The organism is Saccharothrix coeruleofusca (genome assembly GCF_014648515.1).
GTDB classification, from domain to species: Bacteria; Actinomycetota; Actinomycetes; order Mycobacteriales; family Pseudonocardiaceae; genus Actinosynnema; species Actinosynnema coeruleofuscum.
Map to the genome: position 1 here is coordinate 58905 of NZ_BMRG01000001.1, position 21963 is coordinate 80867.

General features: G+C 73.0%; 29 protein-coding genes. 14 read left to right on the top strand and 15 right to left on the bottom strand.

Annotated features, from left to right (window positions below):
- Window positions 1-46: 46 nt before the first annotated feature.
- The 3 genes from IEZ00_RS00325 to IEZ00_RS00335 form a co-directional block, all read right to left on the bottom strand.
- A complete protein-coding gene (locus tag IEZ00_RS00325; protein ID WP_189220995.1) occupies window positions 47-511 on the bottom strand; it encodes a MarR family winged helix-turn-helix transcriptional regulator in 465 nt (154 codons plus the stop codon).
- A gap of 103 nt (window positions 512-614) precedes the next feature.
- Complete coding sequence (locus IEZ00_RS00330) at window positions 615-1061, bottom strand: winged helix-turn-helix transcriptional regulator (protein ID WP_189220996.1); 447 nt, start codon at window positions 1059-1061, stop codon at window positions 615-617.
- A gap of 660 nt (window positions 1062-1721) precedes the next feature.
- A complete protein-coding gene (locus tag IEZ00_RS00335; RefSeq protein ID WP_189220997.1) occupies window positions 1722-2102 on the bottom strand; it encodes a winged helix-turn-helix transcriptional regulator in 381 nt (126 codons plus the stop codon).
- Between the two features lie 153 nt (window positions 2103-2255).
- Here IEZ00_RS00335 and IEZ00_RS00340 point away from each other — a divergent pair, with 153 nt between their 5' ends.
- Together IEZ00_RS00340 and IEZ00_RS00345 are read left to right on the top strand one after the other, a co-directional pair.
- Window positions 2256-2984, top strand: a complete 729-nt coding sequence (locus IEZ00_RS00340) for an alpha/beta hydrolase (RefSeq protein ID WP_189220998.1) — start codon at window positions 2256-2258, stop codon at window positions 2982-2984.
- Window positions 2985-3127: 143 nt separating this feature from the next.
- Window positions 3128-4150, top strand: a complete 1023-nt coding sequence (locus IEZ00_RS00345) for an alpha/beta hydrolase family protein (RefSeq protein WP_189220999.1) — start codon at window positions 3128-3130, stop codon at window positions 4148-4150.
- A gap of 6 nt (window positions 4151-4156) precedes the next feature.
- Here IEZ00_RS00345 and IEZ00_RS00350 read toward each other — a convergent pair whose 3' ends face one another.
- Window positions 4157-4891: an SDR family NAD(P)-dependent oxidoreductase gene (locus tag IEZ00_RS00350; protein WP_229794845.1), complete on the bottom strand. Its 735-nt coding sequence runs from the start codon at window positions 4889-4891 to the stop codon at window positions 4157-4159.
- A 93-nt stretch (window positions 4892-4984) separates the two neighbouring features.
- On the opposite strand from IEZ00_RS00350, the gene IEZ00_RS00355 reads away from it, so the two are divergent.
- On the top strand, window positions 4985-5869 hold the full coding sequence (locus IEZ00_RS00355; protein ID WP_189221001.1) for a LysR family transcriptional regulator: 885 nt from the start codon (window positions 4985-4987) through the stop codon (window positions 5867-5869).
- On the opposite strand, the gene IEZ00_RS00360 is transcribed toward IEZ00_RS00355, so the two are convergent.
- A complete protein-coding gene (locus IEZ00_RS00360) occupies window positions 5836-7383 on the bottom strand; it encodes an MFS transporter (protein ID WP_189221002.1) in 1548 nt (515 codons plus the stop codon). The two genes, IEZ00_RS00355 and IEZ00_RS00360, sit on opposite strands and share 34 nt — an antisense overlap.
- A 47-nt stretch (window positions 7384-7430) precedes the next feature.
- Between IEZ00_RS00360 and IEZ00_RS00365 the strand changes: the two genes are divergently transcribed.
- The 4 genes from IEZ00_RS00365 (at window position 7431) to IEZ00_RS00380 (ending at window position 10157) form a co-directional block, all read left to right on the top strand.
- Complete coding sequence (locus IEZ00_RS00365; RefSeq protein WP_189221003.1) at window positions 7431-8009, top strand: helix-turn-helix domain-containing protein; 579 nt, start codon at window positions 7431-7433, stop codon at window positions 8007-8009.
- A 94-nt stretch (window positions 8010-8103) separates the two neighbouring features.
- The gene (locus IEZ00_RS00370) at window positions 8104-8967 is read left to right on the top strand and encodes a class I SAM-dependent methyltransferase (RefSeq protein ID WP_189221004.1); all 864 of its coding nucleotides are present in this window, start codon (window positions 8104-8106) and stop codon (window positions 8965-8967) included.
- An 18-nt stretch (window positions 8968-8985) separates the two neighbouring features.
- Window positions 8986-9798: a DUF1684 domain-containing protein gene (locus tag IEZ00_RS00375; protein ID WP_189221005.1), complete on the top strand. Its 813-nt coding sequence runs from the start codon at window positions 8986-8988 to the stop codon at window positions 9796-9798.
- A complete protein-coding gene (locus tag IEZ00_RS00380; protein ID WP_189221006.1) occupies window positions 9795-10157 on the top strand; it encodes a nuclear transport factor 2 family protein in 363 nt (120 codons plus the stop codon). The genes IEZ00_RS00375 and IEZ00_RS00380 overlap by 4 nt, the downstream gene beginning before the upstream one ends.
- Before the next feature lie 3 nt (window positions 10158-10160).
- On the opposite strand, the gene IEZ00_RS00385 is transcribed toward IEZ00_RS00380, so the two are convergent.
- Window positions 10161-11144, bottom strand: a complete 984-nt coding sequence (locus tag IEZ00_RS00385) for a GlxA family transcriptional regulator (protein WP_189221007.1) — start codon at window positions 11142-11144, stop codon at window positions 10161-10163.
- 102 nt (window positions 11145-11246) lie between these two features.
- Here IEZ00_RS00385 and IEZ00_RS00390 point away from each other — a divergent pair, with 102 nt between their 5' ends.
- Window positions 11247-11912 carry an HD domain-containing protein gene (locus IEZ00_RS00390; RefSeq protein WP_229794847.1) on the top strand — a complete coding sequence of 222 codons (666 nt, stop codon included), beginning with the start codon at window positions 11247-11249 and terminating at the stop codon, window positions 11910-11912.
- Between the two features lie 20 nt (window positions 11913-11932).
- On the opposite strand, the gene IEZ00_RS00395 is transcribed toward IEZ00_RS00390, so the two are convergent.
- A complete protein-coding gene (locus IEZ00_RS00395) occupies window positions 11933-12799 on the bottom strand; it encodes an alpha/beta fold hydrolase (RefSeq protein WP_189221009.1) in 867 nt (288 codons plus the stop codon).
- Window positions 12800-12883: 84 nt separating this feature from the next.
- On the opposite strand from IEZ00_RS00395, the gene IEZ00_RS00400 reads away from it, so the two are divergent.
- The 3 genes from IEZ00_RS00400 (at window position 12884) to IEZ00_RS00410 (ending at window position 14242) form a co-directional block, all read left to right on the top strand.
- On the top strand, window positions 12884-13477 hold the full coding sequence (locus IEZ00_RS00400) for a CGNR zinc finger domain-containing protein (RefSeq protein ID WP_189221010.1): 594 nt from the start codon (window positions 12884-12886) through the stop codon (window positions 13475-13477).
- 79 nt (window positions 13478-13556) lie between these two features.
- The gene (locus tag IEZ00_RS00405; protein WP_189221011.1) at window positions 13557-13853 is read left to right on the top strand and encodes an ArsR/SmtB family transcription factor; all 297 of its coding nucleotides are present in this window, start codon (window positions 13557-13559) and stop codon (window positions 13851-13853) included.
- Window positions 13850-14242, top strand: coding sequence for a VOC family protein (locus IEZ00_RS00410; RefSeq protein WP_276530085.1), 393 nt, complete (start codon window positions 13850-13852; stop codon window positions 14240-14242). The genes IEZ00_RS00405 and IEZ00_RS00410 overlap by 4 nt, the downstream gene beginning before the upstream one ends.
- Window positions 14243-14284: 42 nt before the next feature.
- Here the strand turns inward: IEZ00_RS00410 and IEZ00_RS00415 are convergent, their stop codons facing one another.
- Window positions 14285-14695 carry a VOC family protein gene (locus tag IEZ00_RS00415; protein ID WP_189221012.1) on the bottom strand — a complete coding sequence of 137 codons (411 nt, stop codon included), beginning with the start codon at window positions 14693-14695 and terminating at the stop codon, window positions 14285-14287.
- Window positions 14696-14700: 5 nt separating this feature from the next.
- Window positions 14701-15189, bottom strand: a complete 489-nt coding sequence (locus IEZ00_RS00420) for a helix-turn-helix transcriptional regulator (RefSeq protein ID WP_373293059.1) — start codon at window positions 15187-15189, stop codon at window positions 14701-14703.
- Window positions 15190-15234: 45 nt separating this feature from the next.
- On the opposite strand from IEZ00_RS00420, the gene IEZ00_RS00425 reads away from it, so the two are divergent.
- Entirely contained in the window at window positions 15235-15867 is a 633-nt protein-coding gene (locus tag IEZ00_RS00425; RefSeq protein WP_189221014.1) for an RNA polymerase sigma factor, read from the top strand.
- Window positions 15860-17101 (top strand): hypothetical protein, encoded by a 1242-nt coding sequence (locus IEZ00_RS00430; RefSeq protein ID WP_189221015.1) that lies wholly within the window; start codon window positions 15860-15862, stop codon window positions 17099-17101. The genes IEZ00_RS00425 and IEZ00_RS00430 overlap by 8 nt, the downstream gene beginning before the upstream one ends.
- Before the next feature lie 36 nt (window positions 17102-17137).
- On the opposite strand, the gene IEZ00_RS00435 is transcribed toward IEZ00_RS00430, so the two are convergent.
- The 3 genes from IEZ00_RS00435 to IEZ00_RS00445 all read right to left on the bottom strand — a co-directional run bounded on the left by IEZ00_RS00435 (window position 17138) and on the right by IEZ00_RS00445 (window position 19272).
- The gene (locus IEZ00_RS00435) at window positions 17138-18310 is read right to left on the bottom strand and encodes an alpha/beta hydrolase family protein (protein ID WP_189221016.1); all 1173 of its coding nucleotides are present in this window, start codon (window positions 18308-18310) and stop codon (window positions 17138-17140) included.
- Between the two features lie 82 nt (window positions 18311-18392).
- The gene (locus tag IEZ00_RS00440; RefSeq protein WP_306344634.1) at window positions 18393-18797 is read right to left on the bottom strand and encodes a MarR family winged helix-turn-helix transcriptional regulator; all 405 of its coding nucleotides are present in this window, start codon (window positions 18795-18797) and stop codon (window positions 18393-18395) included.
- A gap of 136 nt (window positions 18798-18933) precedes the next feature.
- Window positions 18934-19272 (bottom strand): helix-turn-helix domain-containing protein, encoded by a 339-nt coding sequence (locus IEZ00_RS00445; RefSeq protein ID WP_229794849.1) that lies wholly within the window; start codon window positions 19270-19272, stop codon window positions 18934-18936.
- Between the two features lie 95 nt (window positions 19273-19367).
- Between IEZ00_RS00445 and IEZ00_RS00450 the strand changes: the two genes are divergently transcribed.
- The gene (locus IEZ00_RS00450) at window positions 19368-19598 is read left to right on the top strand and encodes a transcriptional regulator (protein ID WP_189221018.1); all 231 of its coding nucleotides are present in this window, start codon (window positions 19368-19370) and stop codon (window positions 19596-19598) included.
- A gap of 692 nt (window positions 19599-20290) precedes the next feature.
- Here IEZ00_RS00450 and IEZ00_RS00455 read toward each other — a convergent pair.
- The 3 genes from IEZ00_RS00455 to IEZ00_RS00465 all read right to left on the bottom strand — a co-directional run bounded on the left by IEZ00_RS00455 (window position 20291) and on the right by IEZ00_RS00465 (window position 21832).
- A complete protein-coding gene (locus tag IEZ00_RS00455) occupies window positions 20291-20593 on the bottom strand; it encodes a hypothetical protein (protein ID WP_189221019.1) in 303 nt (100 codons plus the stop codon).
- On the bottom strand, window positions 20577-20816 hold the full coding sequence (locus IEZ00_RS00460; protein ID WP_189221020.1) for a DUF397 domain-containing protein: 240 nt from the start codon (window positions 20814-20816) through the stop codon (window positions 20577-20579). Before IEZ00_RS00460 ends, IEZ00_RS00455 begins: the two co-directional genes overlap by 17 nt.
- 134 nt (window positions 20817-20950) lie before the next feature.
- The gene (locus IEZ00_RS00465; protein ID WP_189221021.1) at window positions 20951-21832 is read right to left on the bottom strand and encodes a Sco1979 family transcriptional regulator; all 882 of its coding nucleotides are present in this window, start codon (window positions 21830-21832) and stop codon (window positions 20951-20953) included.
- Window positions 21833-21963 lie beyond the last annotated feature (131 nt).

Here is a 21963-nt window from a genome sequence, read left to right on the forward strand (position 1 = left end):
CTTCCCCTGGACCTCTCACTGGCGCGGGAGGTCAGGCCGGGGGAGGTCAGGCCGGGGGCGCGTAGTCGACCAGCGCGTGCAGCGACCCCCGCAGGTTCGCCAGGTCGGGGTCGCCGAGGAGCTCGGCCCACTCGGCGCCGAGCCGGTTGATCACGGTCGCCGCGTCGCGGCAGAACCGCTCGCCCAGAGCGGTCAGCCGCACCAGGGTCGCGCGACCGTCGGCGGGGTCCGGGCTCACCCGCAGGTAGCCCGCCTCCTCCAGTTCGCGGATCAGCGTGCTCATCGCCTGCCTGGTCATCCCCGCGCGCTGGGCGAGGGTGACGGCGCGGGTGCCCTCGGCGTCCAGGTTGGTGAACACGGCCGTGTGCGGGCCGCGCACGGCCGGGTGCCCCAGGGCGGTGAGCCTGCCGATGATCTGCTCGTTGACCGCTCGAACGGCGCGCAGGAGCAGCCTGCCCAGCTCGTCGCTGCCCGCGTCGGCGAGCTGGCGGAGCGCCGACTCCTCGGTCATCTGACACCCTCCTCGACGGTGCGGGCGGTGAGGTCGACAACCTAGGCAGTCTAGTTGACTATCGGGTGCGTCCCACCGGTCCGGCGCGGGAAGCGGTCCGTGGCTACCCTTCGGCGGGGGTGGTGTCGTAGGTCTCGCGGTTCAGCAGGACGGTGTCCATGTGCGTCTCGGCCCAGACCTTGAGACCGCGCACCGCCTGGTACAGGGACAAGCCCAGCTCGGTCACCTCGTAGGTGACCGTGACGGGCACCGTCGGCGTCACGGTGCGGGTGACGAAGCCGTCGCGCTCCAGGGAGCGCAGGGTCTGGGTGAGCATCTTCTGGCTGACGCCCGCCAGCAGCCGCGCCAGCTCCGAGTAGCGCATCGGCCGGGGCTCGCCCGTGCCGTCGTGATCCGGGTTGGCCGGACCGCCACCGAGCGCGCACAGGATCAGCGTGACCCACTTGTCGGAGATGCGGTCGAGCAACTCGCGGCTGGGGCAGACGGCCAGGAAAGCGTCGTACTCGACCTTGGCCATGGCCCTCCTCCGGGCCGCGGTCGTCGTCGCCATCGTTCACCACTCTCTCGCAGGGTGTTACTCACCCCAAAGTACCTACTCCCCCGCAGGAAGCCCGCCGCGCCCACATCCGCGAGTTCTCCGTTCAGGTCGCGCGAGTCGAACGCTCAGGTACCGCGAGTCGAACGTTCGGGACCCCTGAGTTCGTCGTTCGGGTTGGGTTATCCAGCAAAGGGTGCGCTCGCCGCGCGGCAGGTCGCCAAGGATGGCGAGTCGCGCCGCCCCCGCATGACCTGCCGAAGGCGAACCACACGCGTCAAGGGGGCCGCAGTCGGGTCCGGGGTTGGTGGTGCGTTCAGGCCCCCTTGACACGTGCGGTCGGGACGAGCCCAGGTCATACGGGGACGGCGCTCGCGGGCACCCCCTGGTGCGTGGGCAAGTACTACCCGGCGGGGTTGGGAGGGCCGGTGACTACTACCCGAGGTGCGCGGAAGCGGGCGCGCGGGCGCGGGCTGGGGCGCGGGAAGCGCGGGTCGAGGCCGCGAAAGCGCGGGTCGGGGTGCGAAAGCGCGGGTCGGGGTGCGAAAGGGCGGGTCGGGGTGCGCGAATGTTGAATTCGGGGTGTCTGGGCGTTCGACTCGCGGGGGTGACACGCCCAACACGCCCATAGGTGGGTGACACCGGGGGCGGGCGTGGGCGTCCGCCATCGACCGGTCAGGGGGTGGTGTGGGTGCCGCTGATGGGGCGGGCGTCGTACTCGGCTCGGGCCGCCTGGATGCGCGTCAGGTGCGCGACGCCCCATTGCAGCAGTGGTGCGACGGCTTCGCGGAGGGTGTTGCCCATCGGGGTGAGTTCGTAGCTGACGTGCGGCGGCATGACGTTGTGGACGGTGCGGGTCAGGATTCCGTCGCGCTCCAGCCCGCGCAGCGTGGCGGTGAGCATCCGCTGGCTGATGCCGTCGATGTCCCGCTTGAGCTGGGTGAAGCGGCGCGGGCCGCCGCTGAGGGCGCGCACGATCAGCAGCGACCACTTGTCCGCGACGATGTCGAGCACCGCTTGGGGACGGCAAGCCGGCTCGTCGTCCGCCGCGGTCATGGTTACCTCCGAGGAACCGGGTCACCGGAATGTGCCTTATTGCCAGGGACAAGTCGGGCGATCACGATGATCGTGATTCCCGAACGGTACTTGGTTACGAATCGTAAGTGCCGTTCTCCGAGCACGTCCCGAACCCGGAGGACCACCGCGACCATGTCGACTTTTCTGCTGGTGCACGGCGCTTGGCACAGCGGGCGCTGCTGGGACCGGGTGACGCCGCTGCTGGAGTCGGCCGGGCACCGGGTGCTCGCGCCGTCGCTGACCGGTCACGGCGACCGGGCGCACCTGCTCAGCGCCGAGGTGGGGCTGGAAACGCATATCGCCGACGTCGTGGCGCTGATCCTCGAACAGGACCTCACCGAAGTGGTCCTGGTGGGGCACAGCTACGCGGGGCTGGTCATCTCCTCGGTCGCCAACGACGTCCCGGACCGGATCGCGCACCTGGTCTACCTCGACGCGATGGTCCCCGAGCACGGTGAGACGGCGATCGACGTCCAGCCCGTGACGCAGGGTCTGCTCGACCTCGCCGCGCGGTCCGGCGACGGCTGGCGGGTTCCGCCGCTGCCCGAGCTGCCGCCGCCGCACGGCCTGTTCGGGATCACCGACCCGGCGGACGCGGCCTGGGTGCGCGGGATGCTCTCGGACCAGTCGGCGCGCTGCTTCCAGGAGCCGGTCCGGTTGGACAACCCGGCCGCGAAGGCGATCCCGCGCACGCACATCCACTGCGTCGGGGCGACGATCGACGGCATCGTCCGCCCTCCGGTGCCCGCGGTGCAGCCCAACGGTTCTCCGGCGCGGGTGCGGGAGCTGAAGACGGGTCACGACTGCATGGTCACCGCGCCTGTCGAGCTCAGCGAACTGCTGTGCGAGGTCGGCGTTTGAGGTGTCGCCGTGTCCTCTTCGGACACGGGTCGGGGGGACGGGCCCACCCGCGCTTGCGAAATGGAACGAAGTTCCGGTAGGTTCTGGAACATGGTTCCGGTTAGTTGCCGGACCCGCATCCACGAACGCGGAAGGACCACGTGATGTCCCAACCAGGGCCGGGCTCCAACCACGCGCCGCCTGCCGCCCGGACCTCGCCGGAGAGCGGTCCGCCGTTCAGCGAGGCCGGTGGCATCCCGGTCGACGCCGCCACTCCCGTCACGACCTTCAGCCCCGTGGTGCTCGAGGTGCCGGGCAGGCCGGTCGACCTGCGGATGAAGGTCTCCGCGCCGGCGACCGGCGACAACCTGCCCGTCATCCTCTTCTCGCACGGCCACGGGCCGTCGAACTTCGTCTCGTCCCTGCACGGCTACGGGCCCGTGGTGGACTTCTGGGCGGCCCACGGGTTCGTCGTCATCCAGCCCACCCACCTGGACGCGATGATGCTGGGCCTGCGGGAGGCCGACGACCCGGACGCGCCTGCGTACGCGCGCTCCCGCGTCGAGGACATGCGCCACGTCCTCGACCACCTCGACCAGGTCGAGGCCGCCGTCCCCGGCCTCGCCGGACGCCTGGACCGGAGCAGGATCGCCGCGGTCGGGCACTCCATGGGCGGCCACACGGTGGGTGTGCTGGCCGGTCAGAGCACGGCGGACCCGGCTGACGGGTCGGACCTGGACCTGTCCGACGACCGCGTCAAGGCTGCCGTGCTGCTGGCCGCGCCCGGCCACGGCGAGGACCTCGCGCCCGCCGTGGCCGAGCACTACCCCGCCCTGAAGGCCACCGCTTTCCACGGGATGACCACGCCCGCGCTGGTCGTGGTGGGCGACAAGGACTGGAACGCCCACTTCTCCCAGCGCCGGGACTGGCACTGCGACGCCTACTCCCGCAGCCCCGGCCCCAAGAGCCTGCTGACCCTGTTCGGCGCCGAGCACGGGCTCGGCGGGATCTCCTCCTACGACGCCAAGGAGACCACCGACGAGAACCCCGAGCGGGTGGCCGCGCTGCGGGCGCTCGTCTGGGCCTACCTGCGCAGCGCGCTCTACCCCGGCGACCGCGCCTGGGCCGACGCGACCGCCGCGCTCGCCGCGATGGCGACCCCGGTGGGCGCGGTCGAGTCCAAGTGAGCCTCGTCACCAGGGGATGACGCCGTCGTCGTTGAAGAACGAGCCGGTCGGGCCGTCGTCGGGCAGCGTGGCCAGGCGGATCGGCGTGGCCGCGCCCTCCTGGGGGGTGCGGCCGGTGAAGCCGGTGAAGTCGGTCGCGACCAGGCCGGGGCAGGCGGCGTTGACCAGGATGTTCGTGTCCGCCAACCACCTGGCGTACTGCACGGTGACGGCGTTGAGGAACGACTTCGTCGGCGCGTAGGCCGCCATGACCGGGCCGACGTCGACGTTCGGGTCCGACTGCCAGGTCAGCGAGCCCACGCTGCTGGAGACGTTGACGACGCGCGGCGAGGCCGCGCGGCGCAGCAGCGGCAGCATCGCGTTGGTCACCCGGATGACGCCCAGGACGTTGGTCTCCACGACGGTGCGGACGAGGTCGAGGTCGAGCGCGGTCGGGTCCTGCGTCCAGTCCTGGCTCAGCTCTCCTGAGATGCCCGCGTTGTTGACCAGGGCGTCCAGCCGCCCGGCCTGCCGCTGGACCAGTTCGGCGGCCTGGGCGACGCTCTGGTCGCTGGTCACGTCCAGCGGCACCCCGAACGCGTCCACGCCCGCAGCGCGCAGCTTCTCGACGGCGGTCTCGCGTCGGACGTCGTCGCGGGCCCCCACGCCGACCCGGTAGCCCAGGGCGCCCAGCCCCGCCGCGATCTCGTACCCGATCCCCTTGTTGGCGCCGGTCACCAGCGCGATCTTGTGCTCACTCACGGCTCCGATGCTGTGCTCGCGGGTGGGCGGCGCGCCAACACCGATCCGGTGCCCTGTCATACCCGGCGGGTATCACCGCAGTACGGTGGTGGAGTGGACCTGCTGGAGACCCGCGAGCTGCGGTACTTCGTGACCGTCGCCGAGGAGCTGCACTTCGGTCGCGCCGCCGAGCGGCTGGGCATCGCGCAGCCGCCGCTGTCCCGCGCGATCCAGCGGCTCGAACGGCGCCTCGGCGTCCGCCTGCTGGAGCGCGACCGCCGCGGCGTGGCCCTCACCGACCCCGGCCGGGTGCTGCTGGTCGAGGCCCGCACGACCCTCGACGCGGCCACCGCCGCCGTCCACCGCACCCGCCGCGCCGCGTCCTCGCGCGAGCGCCTGGTGCTGGCGACGAAGGCGGGCGCGGACCACGAGCTGCTGCGCGAGCTCCTCGACGCCTACGCCGCCGAACCCGACGCCGTCGAGGTCGAGGTGGTGCTGTGCGGGATCGGCGAGCAGCGGCGGCTGCTGCGCGACGGCCGCGCCGACGCGGCGCTGCTGCACCGGCCCTTCGACCCCCTCGCCGAGTTCGACACCGAGGACCTGCTGACCGTGGGGCGGATCGCCGTCCTGCCCGCCGGGCACCCGCTGGCCACGCGCCCGTCGCTGTCCATGGCCGAGGTCACCGGCCTGCCCGACCTGCCCGCCGCCCGCTGGCCCGACCACGACGGCAACTACCCGCCCGGTCCCGGCCCCGAGTTCCGCGACCAGTCGCAACTGGCCCAGATGATCGCGCTGGGCCGGGCCACGGTGGTCATCTGCGCCTCCGCGCACACCTGGTTGTGGGACGAGCACACCGCGGTCCCGCTGACCGACGCGCCGCCCATCACCACCGTCCTGGCCTGGCCCCCGCACAGCCGCTCCCCCGCGCTGGCCGGGCTGGTCCGCGCGGCCGGGCGGCTGGAGGGTCACCGGCGGGTCGGGCGGGCCGCCACCAGGTAGGCGAACAGGACCGCCATGACGGCCGCGCCCGCCCACAGCGCGGTCCGCCAACCGTCCACGAAGGACTCCTGCGCGGCCAGGACGAGGGCCTGCCCACCGGGGCCCGCGGCCTCGACGGCGGTGGCGACGCCTTCGCGGGCGGCGTTCGCCGCGTCGGCGGGCACAGCGCCGAGTCCAGCGCCGAGTCCAGCGCCGAGCCGGGTGTCGATGGCGTCGCGGTAGCCCGCCGACAGCAGCGCGCCGAGCAGCGCGACGCCGAGCACGGTGCCGAGTTCGCGGGTGACGTCGTTGAGCGCGGAGGCGACGCCCTGGCGTTGCCTGGGCAGGGCGCTGGTGATGGCCTCGGTGGCGGGCGGCATCGTCAGCCCCATGCCCAGCCCGGTGGCGAGCATGCCGGGCAGGACCGCCGGATAGCCGCCGTCGACGGAGACCAGGACGGCCATGAGGAGCAGACCCGCGCCCGCGAGCAGGACGCCGGTCGCCGTGGTGGCGCGGGCCCCGACGCGCTCGGCCAGGCGCGGGGCCAGGCCGGAGGCCACCATCATCAACCCGGCCATGGGCATCAGCGCCGCCGTGGCCAGCAGGCCCGACCAGCCCAGCACGGTCTGGAAGAACGGGTAGAGCACGACGGTCACCCCCGCCTGGACGCCGAAGACCACCAGCAGCGCCACGGAGCCGTTCGCCAGGCCGCGTTCGCGGAAGAGCCGGACGTCCAGCAGCGGGGCGCGGTGGCGCAGCTCCCAGGCGACGAAGCCCACCACGCCCGCGACGCCGACGAGCAGGCCGGCCAGCGGCAGGGGCGCGGTCCAGCCCCGCTCGGGGGCCTCCTGGAGGAAGAGGACCAGCCCGACCACGGCGACGGGGGACACCAGCGAGCCGACGGTGTCGAAGGAGTTCCGCGCCTGCTCGCGCGAGTCGGGGACCGAGCGCCACGCCATGGCGAACGCGACCACCACCAGCGCGACGGGCAGCACGAACAGGTAGCGCCAGCTCGCCGCGTCGACCAGCACGGCGGAGAGGAACATGCCGAGGACGCCGCCGCCCCCGGCGACGCCGGTCCACACCCCGATCGCCCGGCCGCGCTCCTGGTCGGGGAAGGTGGAGGTGATGACGGCGAGGGTGACGGGCATGATCATGGCCGCGCCCACACCGCTGAGCACCCTGGCCGCCAGCACGACCCCGGCGGAGGGGGCCAGTCCCGCCGCCGCGTTCGCGACGCCGAAGACGAGCAGGCCCGCGAGGAGCACGGGCTTGCGGCCCCACCGGTCGCCGATCGCCCCGAGCGGCAGCAGGAGCGCGGCCAGGGCGAGGGTGTAGCTGTTGATGATCCACAGGACCTCGGCCTGCGAGGCGTCGAAGGTGACGGCGAGGTCGGGCTGGGCGACGTTCAGCCCGGTCACCGAGGCGATGACGGCCATCAGGGCGACGCAGACCGCGATGAGGACCCGGCGGCGCAGGCGGGGGTCCGGGATCACCGCGCCGACGTCGGTCCGCGCTTGTCCACTGGTGTTCATGACGCGAACGTACGAAGTGCTTGCGTGCTGGGCATAACCTCTTGCTCATGAAGCAAAACGATGGCGATCTGGACGGCTTGGTGCGCAAGCGCATCCGCGCACTGCGGGTGGCGCAGGGCCTGTCGCTGGAGGAGCTCGCCACCCGCGCGCGGCTGAGCCCGTCCTCGCTCAGCCGCATCGAGAACGGGCAGCGCCGCCTCGCCCTGGACCAGCTCGTCACCCTGGCCCGCGCCCTGGACACCTCGCTGGACCAGCTGGTCGAGACCGGCACCGACGACGTGATCTCGCACCCGGCGGTGGACGCCGCCCACGGGCTGATGCGGTGGCCGATCAAGGCCGACCCCGGCATGTCGGTCGTGCGCCAGCGCATGACGCAGCCACCGCCGGACAACCCGGCGCTCATGCGGGCCCACCCCGGCCGCGAGTGGCTGGTGGTGCTCTCCGGCACCGCCGTCCTGATGCTGGGCCACCGCCGCTTCCGCGTGGAGACCAACCAGGCCGCGGAGTTCCCGACCATGCTGCCGCACGCGATCGGCGCCGAGGGCGGGCCGTGCGAGATCCTGGGCATCTTCGACCGCGACGCCCGCCGGGGGCACCCGAGCGCCGAGGAGGTCCCCACCCGGTAGGAGCGGTTGCGCGTGCGGCAGGCCCAGCACCCACCGTTTTGCCATATACGCAAGGTTCCGTGCTCGTGACGCATGGCCGTCCTACCTTGGGTCCATGCCCCCAACCGCGCACCACCACAAGCACCACAAGCACCACGAGCACGCGCATGAGCACAGCCACGACCAGGCCGAGATCCTCGACCTGGACGCGGAAGTGCTCGCGGAGCACATCGCGTCCATCGTCGACTGGCTGCCCGTCAACACGGCTCCGCGCCGGATCGCGGACCTGGGCTGCGGCACCGGCGCGGGCACCTTCGCCCTGCTCGCCCGCTTCCCCGAGGCCCGCGTGACCGCCGTCGACTCCTCGCCGGAGCACCTGCGCCGGCTGGCGGAGAAGGCCCGAGCGGCCGGGGTCGCCGACCGCGTGCGCACCGTCCAGGCCGACCTGGACGCGTCGTGGCCGGAACTCGGCGCACCGGACCTGGTGTGGGCCTCGGCCTCGCTGCACCACCTGACCGACCCCGAGCGCGCCCTGCGCCGGGTGCGCGACGCGCTCACCCCCGGCGGGCTGTTCGCCGTGGTCGAGCTGGCGGGCTTCCCCCGCTTCCTGCCCGAGGACGCCCCCGAGGAGCGCCCCGGCCTGGAGGAGCGCTGCCACGCCGTGACCGAGGGCCGCCACGCCGAGCGGATGCCCCACCGCGGCGCCGACTGGGGACCGAGGCTGACCGCGGCCGGCTTCACCGTCGAGGGCGAGCGCACCCTCAGCGTCCACATCGAGCAGTCCCGGTCCGAGGCCGTGGTCCGCTACGCGCTCAACGGTTTGCGGCGAATCCGCGAGGTCGTCGCCGACGCGCTGCCCGCCGACGACCTCGCCGCGCTGGACCGGCTGCTCGACACCGACGGCCCGCACAGCCTCCTGCGCCGCGACGACCTCGCGGTGCGCACCGAGCGGACCGTGTGGGCCGCACGCCGAATCTGAGAACGGAGAAGGGGAACCATGAGCGGGACCGAGCAGGCGAGCCGACCGCCCGCCGAGCACGAGGCGTGGCGCAGGAGCAGGTGGGAGGAGATCGCGGGCCCCAACGGCAAGGCCAAGGTGGTCGCCAACGGCCGGGTGGCGGGCCGGGAGCCGCGGACCGTCGCCGGTGTCCCGGGGCGGTGGAGCGTCACCGAGGCGGGCGCGCTGACCGTGACGGCCACCGCCGGGGACGGCCTGCGGGTCAACGGCGAGGTGGTGGACGGGACGGTCGAAGTGCCCTCCGGCAGCTCCCTGGAACTGCCCGAGGGACGCGCGGGCTTCGCGGGCGGCGCGGACGGGTTCTACGGGCTGGTCGTGATGGACCCGCTGGCGCTCGAGCGCTCCGGCCTCAGCGGCGTCGACGCCTACCCCTACGACCCGGCCTGGGTCTTCGAGGGCCGGTACCGCGCGGCTCCGGAGGGCCGCCGCGTCGAGGTGGGGCGTCTGACGAGCCCCCGCAGCACGGAGGCCATCCTGGCCCCCGTCGACCTCGTCGTCACCATCGACGGCACCGAGCACGTGCTGACCGTGCTGGAGGACATGCCGGGCCAGCGGCTGGTGGTCTTCACCGACGAGACCAGCGGGGACGGCACGCCCGAGATCGGCCGCTGGCTGGTGCTGCCCCCGCTCGACCCCGGCAGCGCGGTGACCGTCGACTTCAACCGGGCGACGCTGTCGCACCACCACCTGTCCCCCACCGTTTTCACCTGCCCGCTCGCGCCCGCCGGCAACCACCTGCCGATGCGGGTCGAAGCGGGAGAACGCGCTCTCACCCGAGGAAGTGACGCATGAGCCAGGAGCTCGAGGACAAGGCCATCACCTACCTGCGCCACCTGGAGGCGCGCGACTGGGCGGCCGCGCGGGCGATGTGCGCCGACACGGCCACCGTCTGGCACAACGACGGCAAGGGCGACGAGACCATCCAGGACAACATCGGCGGGATGGAGGCGCAGATCGGCTCGATCGAGTCGATGCGCTACGAGGTCGTGCGGCAGTTCGCCCGGCCCGGCGAAGTCCTCCAGCAGCACGTGATCCACGTGTCCACTGTGGACGGCACGCGCGGGCAGGTGCACGCCGCGGTGTACTTCCGCTTCGAGGACGGCCTGATCACCCGCATCGAGGAGTACGCCAACTTCGTGCCCGCGTCCTGATCGTCAGTCCGCGGGTGCGCGGCCTTCCAGCGGCTGGGCGCGGAAGGTCCTGCGGTAGGCGTGCGGCGAGGTGCCGACGATCCTGCCGAAGTGGTGGCGCAGGGTGTTGGCCGCGCCCAGCCCGGCCTCCCGCGCCACCCGCTCCACCGGCAGGTCGGTGGTCTCCAGCAGCTGCTGCGCGCGCCGGACGCGGGCCCGCAGCAACCACCGCATCGGCGCGCTGCCCACCTCCTGCTGGAACCGGCGGCTCAGGCTGCGCTGGCTCAGCCCCGCGTGCCGGGCGATGCCCGCCAGGGTGAGCGGCTGGCTCAGGTTGGCCTCCAGCCAGGCCAGGGTGGGCTGGAGCGAGGCGTCGGGCTCGGAGGGGTCGACGTGGCGGAGGAACTGGGCCTGGCCGCCGTCGCGCTGCGGCGGCATCACGATCACCCTGGCGACCTCGGCGGCCAGCGCCGCGCCGTGGTCGCGGCGCAGCAGGTGCAGGCACAGGTCCAGGCCCGCCGCCACGCCCGCCGAGGTGAGCACCGCCCCCTCGTCGACGAACAGCACCGACGGGTCCACCTCGACCTCGGGGTGGCGGCGGGCCAGCTCGGCGGCGTGCTTCCAGTGCGTGGTCGCCCGCTTGCCCGCCAGCAGGCCGGTGCGGGCCAGGTCGAACGCCCCGGTGCAGATCGACGCGACCCGCGCGCCACTGGCCGCCGCCGCCCGCACCGCGTCCAGCGCCTCCTCCGGCGGGTCGTCGAGGAAACCGGTGCGGGCCAGGAGGAACACCGTGTCGGCGGCCTCCAGCCCGGCCAGTCCCTCCAGGCCCCACGGGGCGCGGAAGGCCAGCCGCCCGGACTCGACGTGGACCGGGTCCTGGGGGGAGCAGACGCGCACCTCGTAGGGAGGTCCGCCGACCCAGCCGGTGGCCGTCTCGAACACCAGGCACGGAATCGTCAGCTCGAACCCCACGGTGCCGTCGAGGGCCAGGACAGCGATCACGGGCATGGCAAGATGTTAGCGACATACGGCCTTCTGGCCACTGGTTGCGCCGGGACGGACCGGACACGATCAGCGGTGTCCGGAACGACCACACCGCTTGGAGCGCCGATGTCCGCCCTGCGCGAGAACGCCTTGCACGAGAAGTTCGACCTGCCGGGGACCGACCTGGCCCGCGCCGCCTGCCAATTCGCCGAGGAGCAGGAGGGGCCCTACCTGTTCAACCACAGCGTGCGCAGCTACCTGTACGGCCGCGCCCTCGGGGAGCACCGGGGGCTGCGCCCCGGCGCCGACTACGACGACGAGCTGCTGTTCCTCAGCTGCGTGCTGCACGACCTCGGGCTGAGCGCCCAGGACCGGGGCGACCAGCGGTTCGAGGTGGGCGGCGCGGACGCGGCGGCCCGGTTCCTGCGCGAGCGGGACGTGCCCGAGGAGCGCGTGGAGGTCGTCTGGGACTCCATCGCCCTGCACACCAGCCTGGGCATCGCCTCCCGCAAGCGGCCGGAGATCGCCCTGCTGCACCTGGGCGCGGGCGCCGACGTCGCCGGGGACGGCCTGGACCTGCTCCCCGCCGACCTGGTGACCGAGGCGGAGGACCTGCTGCCCCGGCTCGACCTCATCACGTCGATCACCGACGCCATCGTCGAACACGCCAAGGCCGACCCGCGCCGGGCCCCGCTGGGCACCTTCCCCTCCCTGCTGGTGGCCGAGTTCGCCCCCGAGCACGCCCAGCCGGGCTGGCGGCAGGTCGTGGCGGCGCACGCCGCGTCCCACTGAAAGGGGCGCAGGGAAGGGCGCTACCGGCTTGCCGCGGTGTCGAGGAAGTCGGCGATCAGCGGGGCGATGGCGGGCAGGTGGTCCTCCAGGGCGAAGTGGCCGGTGTCGAACAGGTGCAGCGCGGCATCCGGCACGTCGCACAGGTAGGCCCGCGCCCCGGCCTCGGTGAAGAACGGGTCGTTGACGCCCCAGGCGATCAGCGTCGGCGGGCGGTGCTCGCGCAGCCACGCCTGCCAGTCCGGGTAGGACTCGACGTTGCGGTGGTAGTCGTAGGCCAGGGCGAGCTGGGCCCGCTTGCGCCCCGGCTGGTCGAGGAAGAACTGGTCGAGCAGCCAGCCCTCCGGCGCGACCAGCGCGGGGTCGGCGGTGCCGCCCTCGTACTGGGCGCGGGTCGCGTCGAGGGTGAACAGGTCCATGATGGTGCGCTCGGCGCCGGGGGTGTCGGGGGTGAGGGCGATGAAGTCCCGCGCCGCGTCCGACAGGCCCTCGGCGTAGGCGTTGCCGTTCTGCACGACCAGCCCGGTGATCCGCTCCGGCGCGCGCAGCGCCAGCCGGAAGCCGACGGGTGCGCCGAAGTCGAACAGGTACAGCGCGAAGCGGGTCAGGCCCAGGCGGTCCACGAAGCCCTCGACGACGTCGGCGAGGCGGTCGAACGAGTAGGTGAAGCCGTCCGGGGCGCGGGTGTGGCCGAAGCCGGGGTAGTCGGGCGCGATCAGCCGGTAGCGCGCGCCGAGGGCGTCGAGGAGTCGGCGGAACTGGTGCGAGGCGGACGGGAAACCGTGCAGCAGCAACAGGACCGGCGCGTCCGGCCGGTCCGGCAGGGACTCCCGGTAGAAGACCTCCACCCCGTCGACGAGGACGTGGCGGTGGGCGACGCGAGCGAGCATGTCACATGCCTCCTTGGCGCGATGATGCGTTAGTTATAGCTCTGTTGATCTAACGGGTCAATCGCCCTTGGTAGCATTAGTCACATGAGTGACGCCGAACCGCTCACCGGTGAACCCCTCGCGCTGGACCTGGTCAACACCCGTCCGGCGACCGAGGACGGCCGCGCCGACCTGCTCGACACGCCGCAGCGGCTGGCCGCCTGGGTGGCCCGACAACCCGCGCTCCACGTGGAGGCGGGCGACGCCGCACCGACGGCGGCCGACCTCGCGCCCGTGCACGCCGCGCGGGAGCAGGTCGACGCGGTCGTCCGGGCGCTGCTGGGCGGCGGCAGGCCGCCGGAGGCCGCCCTGCGCGGCCTGACCGAAGCCCAGCGCGCCGCGCCCGCCGTGCGGGAGTTGGCCTGGGACGGCGCGACCGTCACCGCGACCGCCCGGCGTGACGGCGGGCTCGGCGTCCGACTGGCCGCCCGGCTCGCCGAAGCCGCCGCCGACCTGCTCACCGACCCCGCGATCGGCCGCCTCAAGGAGTGCGAGGCGGAGGGGTGCGTGATGCTCTTCCTGCCCGCGCACCCCCGCAGGCGCTGGTGCTCCCCGACCCGCTGCGGCAACCGCGCCCGCGTCGCGCGCTACTACCAGCGCCAGAAATCGCGAACCGAGCGTTCGGACACCACGAACTGAGCGTTCGCGCGTCACGAACCGAGCGTTCGGGACGAGCTACCCTTGACAGGCAAGTGGGGACTTGCCTATAACTGGACCGGTGGACGCCGACGCCGAACTGTTCAAGGCCATCGGTGACGCGACTCGGCGCACCATCCTGGACGAGCTGACCGAGAAGGACGGTCAGACGCTGTTCGAGATCTGCAGCAGGTTGACCATGAAGCACGGCTTGGGCTCCTCGCGGCAGGCCATCTCGCAGCACCTCGCGGTGCTCGAACAAGCAGGGCTGGTGCGCACCCGGCGGCAGGGCCGGTACAAGTTCCACCACCTCGACACGAGCCCGCTGCGCTCGATCGTCGAGCGGTGGCCCATCGACAGGGAGGCACCGAACCCGTGATCCGCGTCAGCATCACCAGCGTGTTCGTCGACGACCAGGCCAAGGCGCTGGCCTTCTACACCGAGAAGCTGGGCTTCACCAAGAAGACCGACCAGCCCGCGGGCGAGTTCCGCTGGCTCACCGTGGTCTCCCCCGCCGACCCGGACGGCGTCGAGCTGCTGCTGGAGCCGGACGCCCACCCGGCGGCCCGCCCGTTCAAGGAGGCACTGGTCGCCGATGGCATCCCGTTCACCCAGTTCACCGTGGACGACGTGCACGCCGAGGTCGAGCGGCTCAAGGGGCTGGGCGTGGAGTTCACCCAGGAGGCGACCGACCTGGGCCCGGTGGTCACCGCCGTGCTCGACGACACCTGCGGCAACCTGATCCAGCTCGCCGCGCTGAAGGAGTAGCCGCTCGTGGGGCACCGGGGTCCTGCCCCGGTGCCCCACCGCTCAGCGCAACTCCTGGATGCGGACCAGGTTGCCCGCCGGGTCGCGGAAAGCGCAGTCCCGCACCCCGTACGGCTGCTCGGTCGGCTCCTGGACGACCTCCGCGTCGCCCGCCTGCACCTTCTCGAACGTGGCGTCGAGGTCCTTGGTGGCCAGCAGGATCCAGCCGTAGGTGCCCTTGGCCATCATCTCGGTGATGGTGCGGCGCTCGTCCTCGGTCATGCCGGGGTCGGCGTCGGGCGGCGCGAGCAGGATGGAGGTGTCCGGCTGACCGGCCGGGCCGACCGTGATCCAGCGCATCCTGCCCTGCCCGACGTCGCTGCGGACCTCGAAGCCCAGGACGTCCCGGTAGAAGGCCAGCGACGCCTCCGGGTCGTCGTGCGGCAGGAAGCTCGTGTGGATGGTGATGTCCATGGCGGTCACGCTAGGCGCGGCCAGGCGGCCCGCGCTTCTCGATTCCTGACCGGTCTGGTTACCTGCTTGGCCACGCACGACGGCAGCCCCTCGGTCGCGCGCGTGGCCTCGCGCCGGTAGGCGCTGGGCGACATGCCGACCAGCTCGGAGAAGCGGGTGCTGAAGGTGCCCAGCGACGAGCAGCCGACCGCGAAGCAGACCTCGGTGACGCTGAGGTCGCCGCGGCGCAGCAGCGCCATCGCCCGCTCGATGCGCCGCGTCATCAGGTAGGAGTAGGGCGACTCCCCGTAGGCCAGCCGGAACTGGCGGCTCAGGTGCCCGGCGGAGATGTTCACGCCGCGGGCGAGCGCCTCGACGTCCAGCGGCTGCGCGTACTCGCGGTCGATCCGGTCGCGGACGCGACGCAGCAGCGCCAGGTCGCCCAGGCGCTGCTCGGCGGTAGGTCTGCTGGTCACCAGCGCATCCTGCCACGTCAGGGGTGTGACCCAAGGCATACGGCCGCGCCGCAGCACTGCCCGCCGCGCGCCCTCATACAGTGCATGACGCAAGCTTCGACGGAGTCGAGCGGGGTGTCGGCATTGGACAGCGCCCCCGGCACAGGCCCCCCTCCCGAGTCCGACGCCGACCTGTGGAACCGCGTCGCGGCGAGCGGGCCGGAGGCGCACGCCGCGTTCACCGAGCTGTTCCAGCGGCACGCCGAGGCCGTGTGGAACTACGCCTACCGGCTCACCGCGTCCTGGTCGCAGGCCGACGACCTGCTCTCCACCGCGTTCCTCAACGCCTGGCGCACCAGGGGAAGGGCGGTGCTGACCAGGGACTCGGCCCGCCCGTGGCTGTTCACCGTCACCGCCAGGCTGGCCCGCGACGAGCGGCGGGCCGTCGCGCGGCGAGCAGCGCTGCGCCAACTGCTGTCCCGCACCCCCGCCGAGCGCGACCACGCCGACGCGGTCGCCGAGGGCGACCTCGCCGAGCGCCGCCTGCGGCGCGTGCTGGCCGCCGTGGACCGCCTGCCGCGCGCCGAGCGGGAAGTCGTCCGGCTGTGCCTGCTCGGCGAGGTCTCCACGGCCGACGCGGCGCGGCTGCTCGGCATCGCCGAGGCCAGCGTCCGCTCCCGGACCTCGCGCGCCCGCGCCCGGCTGCGCGCCATGATCGAGGAGGACCCCGATGACTGACCTGGACCTGCCGCCCGGCAGTCCGCTGCCCGACGGCGTGCGCGACGCCGCGCTCACCCGCCTGCGCGCCGGTTTCGACGCGCCGCCCCCGCGTCGGCTGCCGCTCAAGGTCGCCGCCGTCGCGGTGGCCGTGGCCGCCACGACCGCGCTGGCGGTGCAGCTCGTTGACCGCGACGGGACGGCGTCGACCGCCGCGAGCCGCGCCGACATCCCGGAACTGGCGCTGTCCGACGCCGGCTCCGACTACGACCTGCGCACCGGGTCGGTTCCGGAGGGCGCGGCGCGGCGCTGCCACGCCGGGGGCACCGGGCTGCCGCCGGTCGAGGGGTGGACCCCGGTCGCCACGGCCTCCCGCCACGGCGTGGACGTGATGGCGTTCGGCACCGGGGCGGGGACCGTGTTCTGCGAGACCACCCCGGCCTCGGTCACCGTGTCGCCGCCGGTGGCCGATCCGGGCGCGCTCACCCTGGCGTTCACCACGTCCACCGGCTCGCTGGCCGGGTTCACCGGGGACGACCCGCGCCCCTTCACCCTCGCCGGGGACCGGGCGGCGGACCGGCGGGCCGTCGCGGCGCGGTCCGGCCGGATCTTCTTGGTGCCCAACGGTTTCCTCCCGACGGGGCCGGTGGTCGCGCAGCCCGAGGTGACCGGCGCGGCCGACTTGGTCCAGCGGTTCGAGCTGGCCACGCCGCCGCCGTCCCCGGCGGTCGTGGACCGGCCTCGCGCCCCCGAGGAGCGCGACAGCGCCGAGGGACGCCGGTTGGGCGAGTGCCTGGACGGCAGGCCGGTGCCGGACCCCGCCGCCTGGCGGGCCGGGCAGGCGGTCGCGCTGGGCGCGGCCGAGTCCGCGCAGCTGGGCCACTACGGCGACCTCCTGCTGCTGTGCCACCAGGACCGGACCGTCCAGGTGCACGACCTGGGGAGGAAGCCTCAGGTGTCCGGCGCGACCCTGCGCGGCGTGCGGGTCTTCCACGGCTTCGTCGACTCCCGCGACGAGAGCGGAACCGCCTACACCAGCTCGAACACCGTGGCCGTGATCGCCGTGCCCACCGACCCGCGCGTCGCGTCGGTGACCGTCGAGGGCCCGGACGACGCCGATGTGACGGCCGCTCCGGTGGCGGGTTCGGTGGTCCTGCCGGGGATCACGCTGAACGAGGCGGGCTCGACGGTGGTGCGGCTCGTCGTCCGGGACGCCTCCGGTGCGGTGCTGGAGGAAGTGCGGCAGGAGCTGTGAAACCCGCGCTGTGAAACCGGTTCTGGAAACCGCCGCTCACCCGAGGAATCGCACGTCCGGGTGAGCGGCGGACGGGCCGTCCAGCAGCCGCTGCGGCTTGTGCCGCAGGTGCTGGTCGAAGAACGCGGTCAGGTAGGCCCGCTGGGCCGCAAGAGCGCGCACCGGGTCCACGGTCCCGATGATGGGGTGGACCACGGCCGGGTCCAGTCCGAGGCGCGCGACCAGGCCGGGCAGCAGCGCCTGGTGGTCGGTGTAGGTGAAGTGCTCCCCCGCCGGAATGTGCAGCTGGCGGCTCCACCCCCGATGGTTGCGCAGGAACTCCTGCCAGGAGGCGTCGGAGGCGGCGCTGTGGTCGCCCGCGCTCATCAGCAGGAACGGCCGGTCGAGCCCCTCGTCGGCGACTCGGCCGAAGTCGCGGTCGGACTGGGAGTAGCCCATGCTGCCGTCGAGGTCGGCCCCGGCGTCGATCCGGCGGTCGGACACCATGGTCTCCCCGGCGGTGAACCCGCCGCCGGAGTGGCCGAACATGCCCACCTCGGACAAATCCAGCGCCCGCCCCAGCCCGCGCGGCAGTGCACGCCGCGCGGCGTCGGGGTTGCCTCCCCCGGCCAGGACGTCGAGCTGGTCGAGGACGAACCGGGTGTCCTGGACGCGGGTCGCCATGATCCGCTTGGACACCTCGACGCTCGACGGCGGCAGGGCGCGCCGGGCCACCCTGCCGTCGGGGAACGCCACGGCGGGCGCTTCGTGGGTGTGGTCGAGGGAGACCACCACGTAGCCCCGGCTCGCCAGCTGCTCGGCCAGCGCGGTGCCGAACGCGCGGGACACGCCGCGACCGGGTGAGTAGAGCACGACGGGGTGGCGGCCGATCGCGGGCGTGCCGGCGGAGGAGTGCGTGGGGAAGGTGTAGTCCAGCTCGCCGGGGTCGACGCCCACCACCGCGGCATCCTCGGCGGCCACGACCTCGGCGACGGGCGGCGGCGTGAACCGGGCCGGTTCGCCGGTGCGCGAGGACGGGTAGCGGATGTCGACCACCAGCTCCCGCACCGCGCCGGGCACCCACGGGTCCTGGCGGGTGTGGTCGACCAGGTGCAGTTCGGTGATCCCGACCGGGTGCGGACCGGTCGGCTCCGGCAGGGTGGCGGTCGGCGCGGCGGGGGCCGGTGCGGCCACCAGCGCCGCCAGAGCGAGAGCGCCCAGGGAGTTCATGCCCCGAAGCCAAGCAGCGGGTGGGCGCCATCGCATCGGGACGATCACCCAGCGCAGCCCTGAACCCGCCGTCCAGTCCCGGTCAGGGGCCGCTCTCGTCGGAGGTCGCGAAGACCGCGGGCACCCGGTTGTCCGCCACCACCCGGCTCAGCAGCTCCGCCAGCCTGCGCCGGTCGTCCTCGTCCAGGCAGGCGGGCAGCGCCTCGATCCGCCTGCGCGCCTCGGCGTGGAAGTTGCCCGCCACCCCCGCGCCCTTCGCGGTCAGCGCCACCCGCACCGCGCGGCCGTCCAGCGGGTCCTGCTCGCGGCGCACCAGCCCGCGCTGCTCGCTGCGGTCGACCAGCCCGGTGAGGCTGGACTTCGCCAGTCCGAGCACCTCGCCCAGCTCGCCCATGCCGTAGGGCTGGAGCATCAGGACGCACAGCAGTTGCCCCTGCTGCGCGGTCAGCCCGAGCCTGCGGCCCACGTCGGCGTACGCGGAATTCACTAAAAATGCGGAGCGCACCAGGGCGGCAGCGAGTCCCAGTTGATCTCCCGCGCCTTTTCGCACGCGGTCAGGGTACGACAACCGACGCAAGCGCGCGGGAAATTCGCCTGGAGAAGTGAATTTTCCAATTACCCGCTCAGACTTTGCCGTCCGCGCGCCGGAGGCGGCGGCCCAGCTCGGCCAGCAGCTCCTCGTCGGTGAGCGCCGCCGGGTCGGGCCGGGTGCGGCGCAGCTGGGCCTCCTGCTCGGTGAGCAGGCCCGCCGCCACCATCACCTCCAGCGGGCTGGCGCCGAAGACGCGGGCGATCGTGCGCGCGTTCTCGATGGAGACGCTGCGGCCCCGCCGCCAGTCGGTGAAGCGGCTGCGGTCGATGCCGGTGTGCCGCGCGAGGTCGCCGGTGGTCCAGCCCTGGTTGTCCAAGTTGGCCTGGACGTACTGCCACCAGGACGACGGGGTGCTCTCCTCTGCGGCCACGGGCCGACATGTTACGTGCGCGCACGCAACGTCCACCATGCGCTACTGTCCGCGCACACACCGGACGTTGGGTGTCCACACAGCACGGGACGGCAATGCCGAACACCATCAAGCTGCGCGCCGAGGCGTTCACCGAGGCCGCGCGACGGGCGGGTTTCCGCTCCGATTACGCCCTGGCCAAGGCGATGGACGTCAACCGGTCCACGGTGACGAGAGTGGTCGACGGCTACCTCAAACCCGGCCCGGCGTTCATCGGCGGCGCACTGGTGGCGCTGGCGCCCCTGCGCTTCGAGGACCTGTTCGAAGTCATCCCTTCGGGGGAGTGATCGCGGGCGCGGGCGCTCGGCGGACGGGCGCTCCCCCGGCGCGGCGCGGCTCGCCACCGCCCACGCGCGCGACGCGCGGGTGACGTGCCCGCCCGTGGACGGCGACGCATTCACCGGACCGCCTGCGAGGGCCTCCCCCGGCGGTCCGGGGCGCTCGACGCCGCGTCGACGATCCTCGACACGGGGTGCGGACACCGGGCGGCCCAGCGGCGCGGAGCCCCGCGCGGCCAGCGGATCGGCGACCCCGCGGCGGCGGCCCGGCGCGCGGCGGCGCGACGGGAAAGGGCGGTCCATGGCGGCAGCATCCACCAGGCGAAAGCGCTTGGCAATCCGTTCCGGCTGCCGATCAAATGGCCATGGTGATTACCGGTGGATTAATTCCAAAATACCAACCCGATGAGATTCCCACTGCGGCGACTTCTCACGGACGGTGCGCGAACGGACGATCAGGTTCACCCGAACGGGGCGACACGCTCCGGTCGAACGCCTGTTCGATCCTTCCACAGCTGTGGACAGGGCTGTGGACAACTCGACTTCCGCCGCAGCGGTGGTCGTCACCGCGAGCGGGGCCCTGGGCGGAGCAGGACCGGCGACGACCACCGCCGCGGCCGCGACGAACGGGGAGCACGGGACGGGCCGGAGCGCGGTGGGCCCGTCCCCTGACGCCTCTCCCCAGGTCGGTTCGTCGGAGATCAGGGGGTGCGGTCGTCCGGGAGCTCCAGCAGCTCCTCCAGCACCGCGGCGGCCGGGCCGCGCCTGCGCCAGGCGAACCGCGTGGGCGAGAACAGGTTCGCCTCGTCCTCGGGCACCCGCATGGCCAGCGCGTCGTCCTCGGTGTGCAGTCGCACCACGTCGATGACGGTGCCGTGGGCTCGCACGCCGACCACGGCGGTCAGCTCGCCGCGCGCGTTGCGCGGGTGCAGGAACTGGAAGCCCCGGTTGATCAGCTGGCGCAGCTGCCAGGTCGTGCGGGAGGCATCAGCCGATGAGGTCATCGAACTCACCGTCCTTGGCGCCCGCGACGAAGGCGGCGATCTCGGCGCGGGTGTAGACCAGCGCGGGCCCCTCCGGGAAGCGGGAGTTGCGCAGGGCGATGGCGTCGTGATCGACTTCGGCGAGCTCCACGCAGTTGCCCACGGCGCCGCTGTGGGTGCTCTTGCGCCAGTCGACTCCGCGCAGCTCGGTAGCGGACACACCGTTGCGGGCCTTGGTGATCATCAACACCCACCTACCTCGGTCGAGGTTGCATCTGCACGTGCATTTGAGCGTGCACGGACGCTAGCACCGGTTGGTGCACGGGTAAACGCACGTGCAACCGCAGCGGCGGAATCTCCCCCTCAAGGAGGAAAACGCTAAAGCTCAGCGCGTCGCTTCGCGAGCAGCTGCCTGCTCCGATCGGGCGTCTCGGCGTCCACGGTCAGCCGATCGAACACCCGGCCGTACATCTCCAGCTCCTCGCGCTTGTCCAGGTAGAGCGCGCCCGCCAGGTGCTCGACGTAGACGATGTCGGGCAGGTCCGGCTCGCCGAACCGGAGCACGGAGAACGGCCCCTCCGCGGCGTACCCGCTCAACTCGTACGGCACCACCTGCAGGGTGACCTGCGGCTGCTCGGTGACCTCCAGCAGGTGGTCCAGCTGCTCGCGCAGCACCCGCCTGCCGCCGATCGGCCGGTGCAGCACCGACTCGTCGATCACCGCCCACAACCGCGGCGCGGTCGGCCGCCACAGGATCTTCTGCCGGTCCATCCGCAGCTTGACGCGCCGCTCGACCTCCGCCGTGGCCAGCTCCGCCCGGCCGTGGCTGGCGATGGCCCTGGCGTAGTCCTCGGTCTGCAGCAGGCCGGGCACGAACTGCGTCTCGTAGGTCAGGATGCGGGCGGCCGCCTCCTCCAACCCGACGTAGTCCTGGAACCAGTCCGGCATCAGGTCGCTGTAGCGGTGCCACCAGCCGGGCTCGTTGGACCGGCGGACCATCGCCAGGAACTTCTCCCGCGCGTCCTCGTCGGTCATCCCGTACATGGTCAGCAGGTCCGTCACGTCGCGGACCTTCAGACCGACCCGGCCCAGCTCCAACCTGCTGATCTTGGAGTCGGAGCCGCGGATCTGGTAGCCCGCCTCGGCGCGGGACAGGCCCGCGGCCTCCCGGAGCCTGCGCAGCTGGGCGCCGAGCACGATGCGCAGCGCGGTCGGGCCGGTGTCCCGATCACCCGAGCGGGAGGGGTCATCCGTGGTCATGGCAGATCCTCCCTCTGGACTACTCCCACCCGAACAGCGGTTGCGGTGGTGAAGGGTGAAATCGCATCGTCGCCGAACGTACACCCACGACCGCTCGTCCAGCGCCGCTCGACAGGTTCCTGCCCGATGGA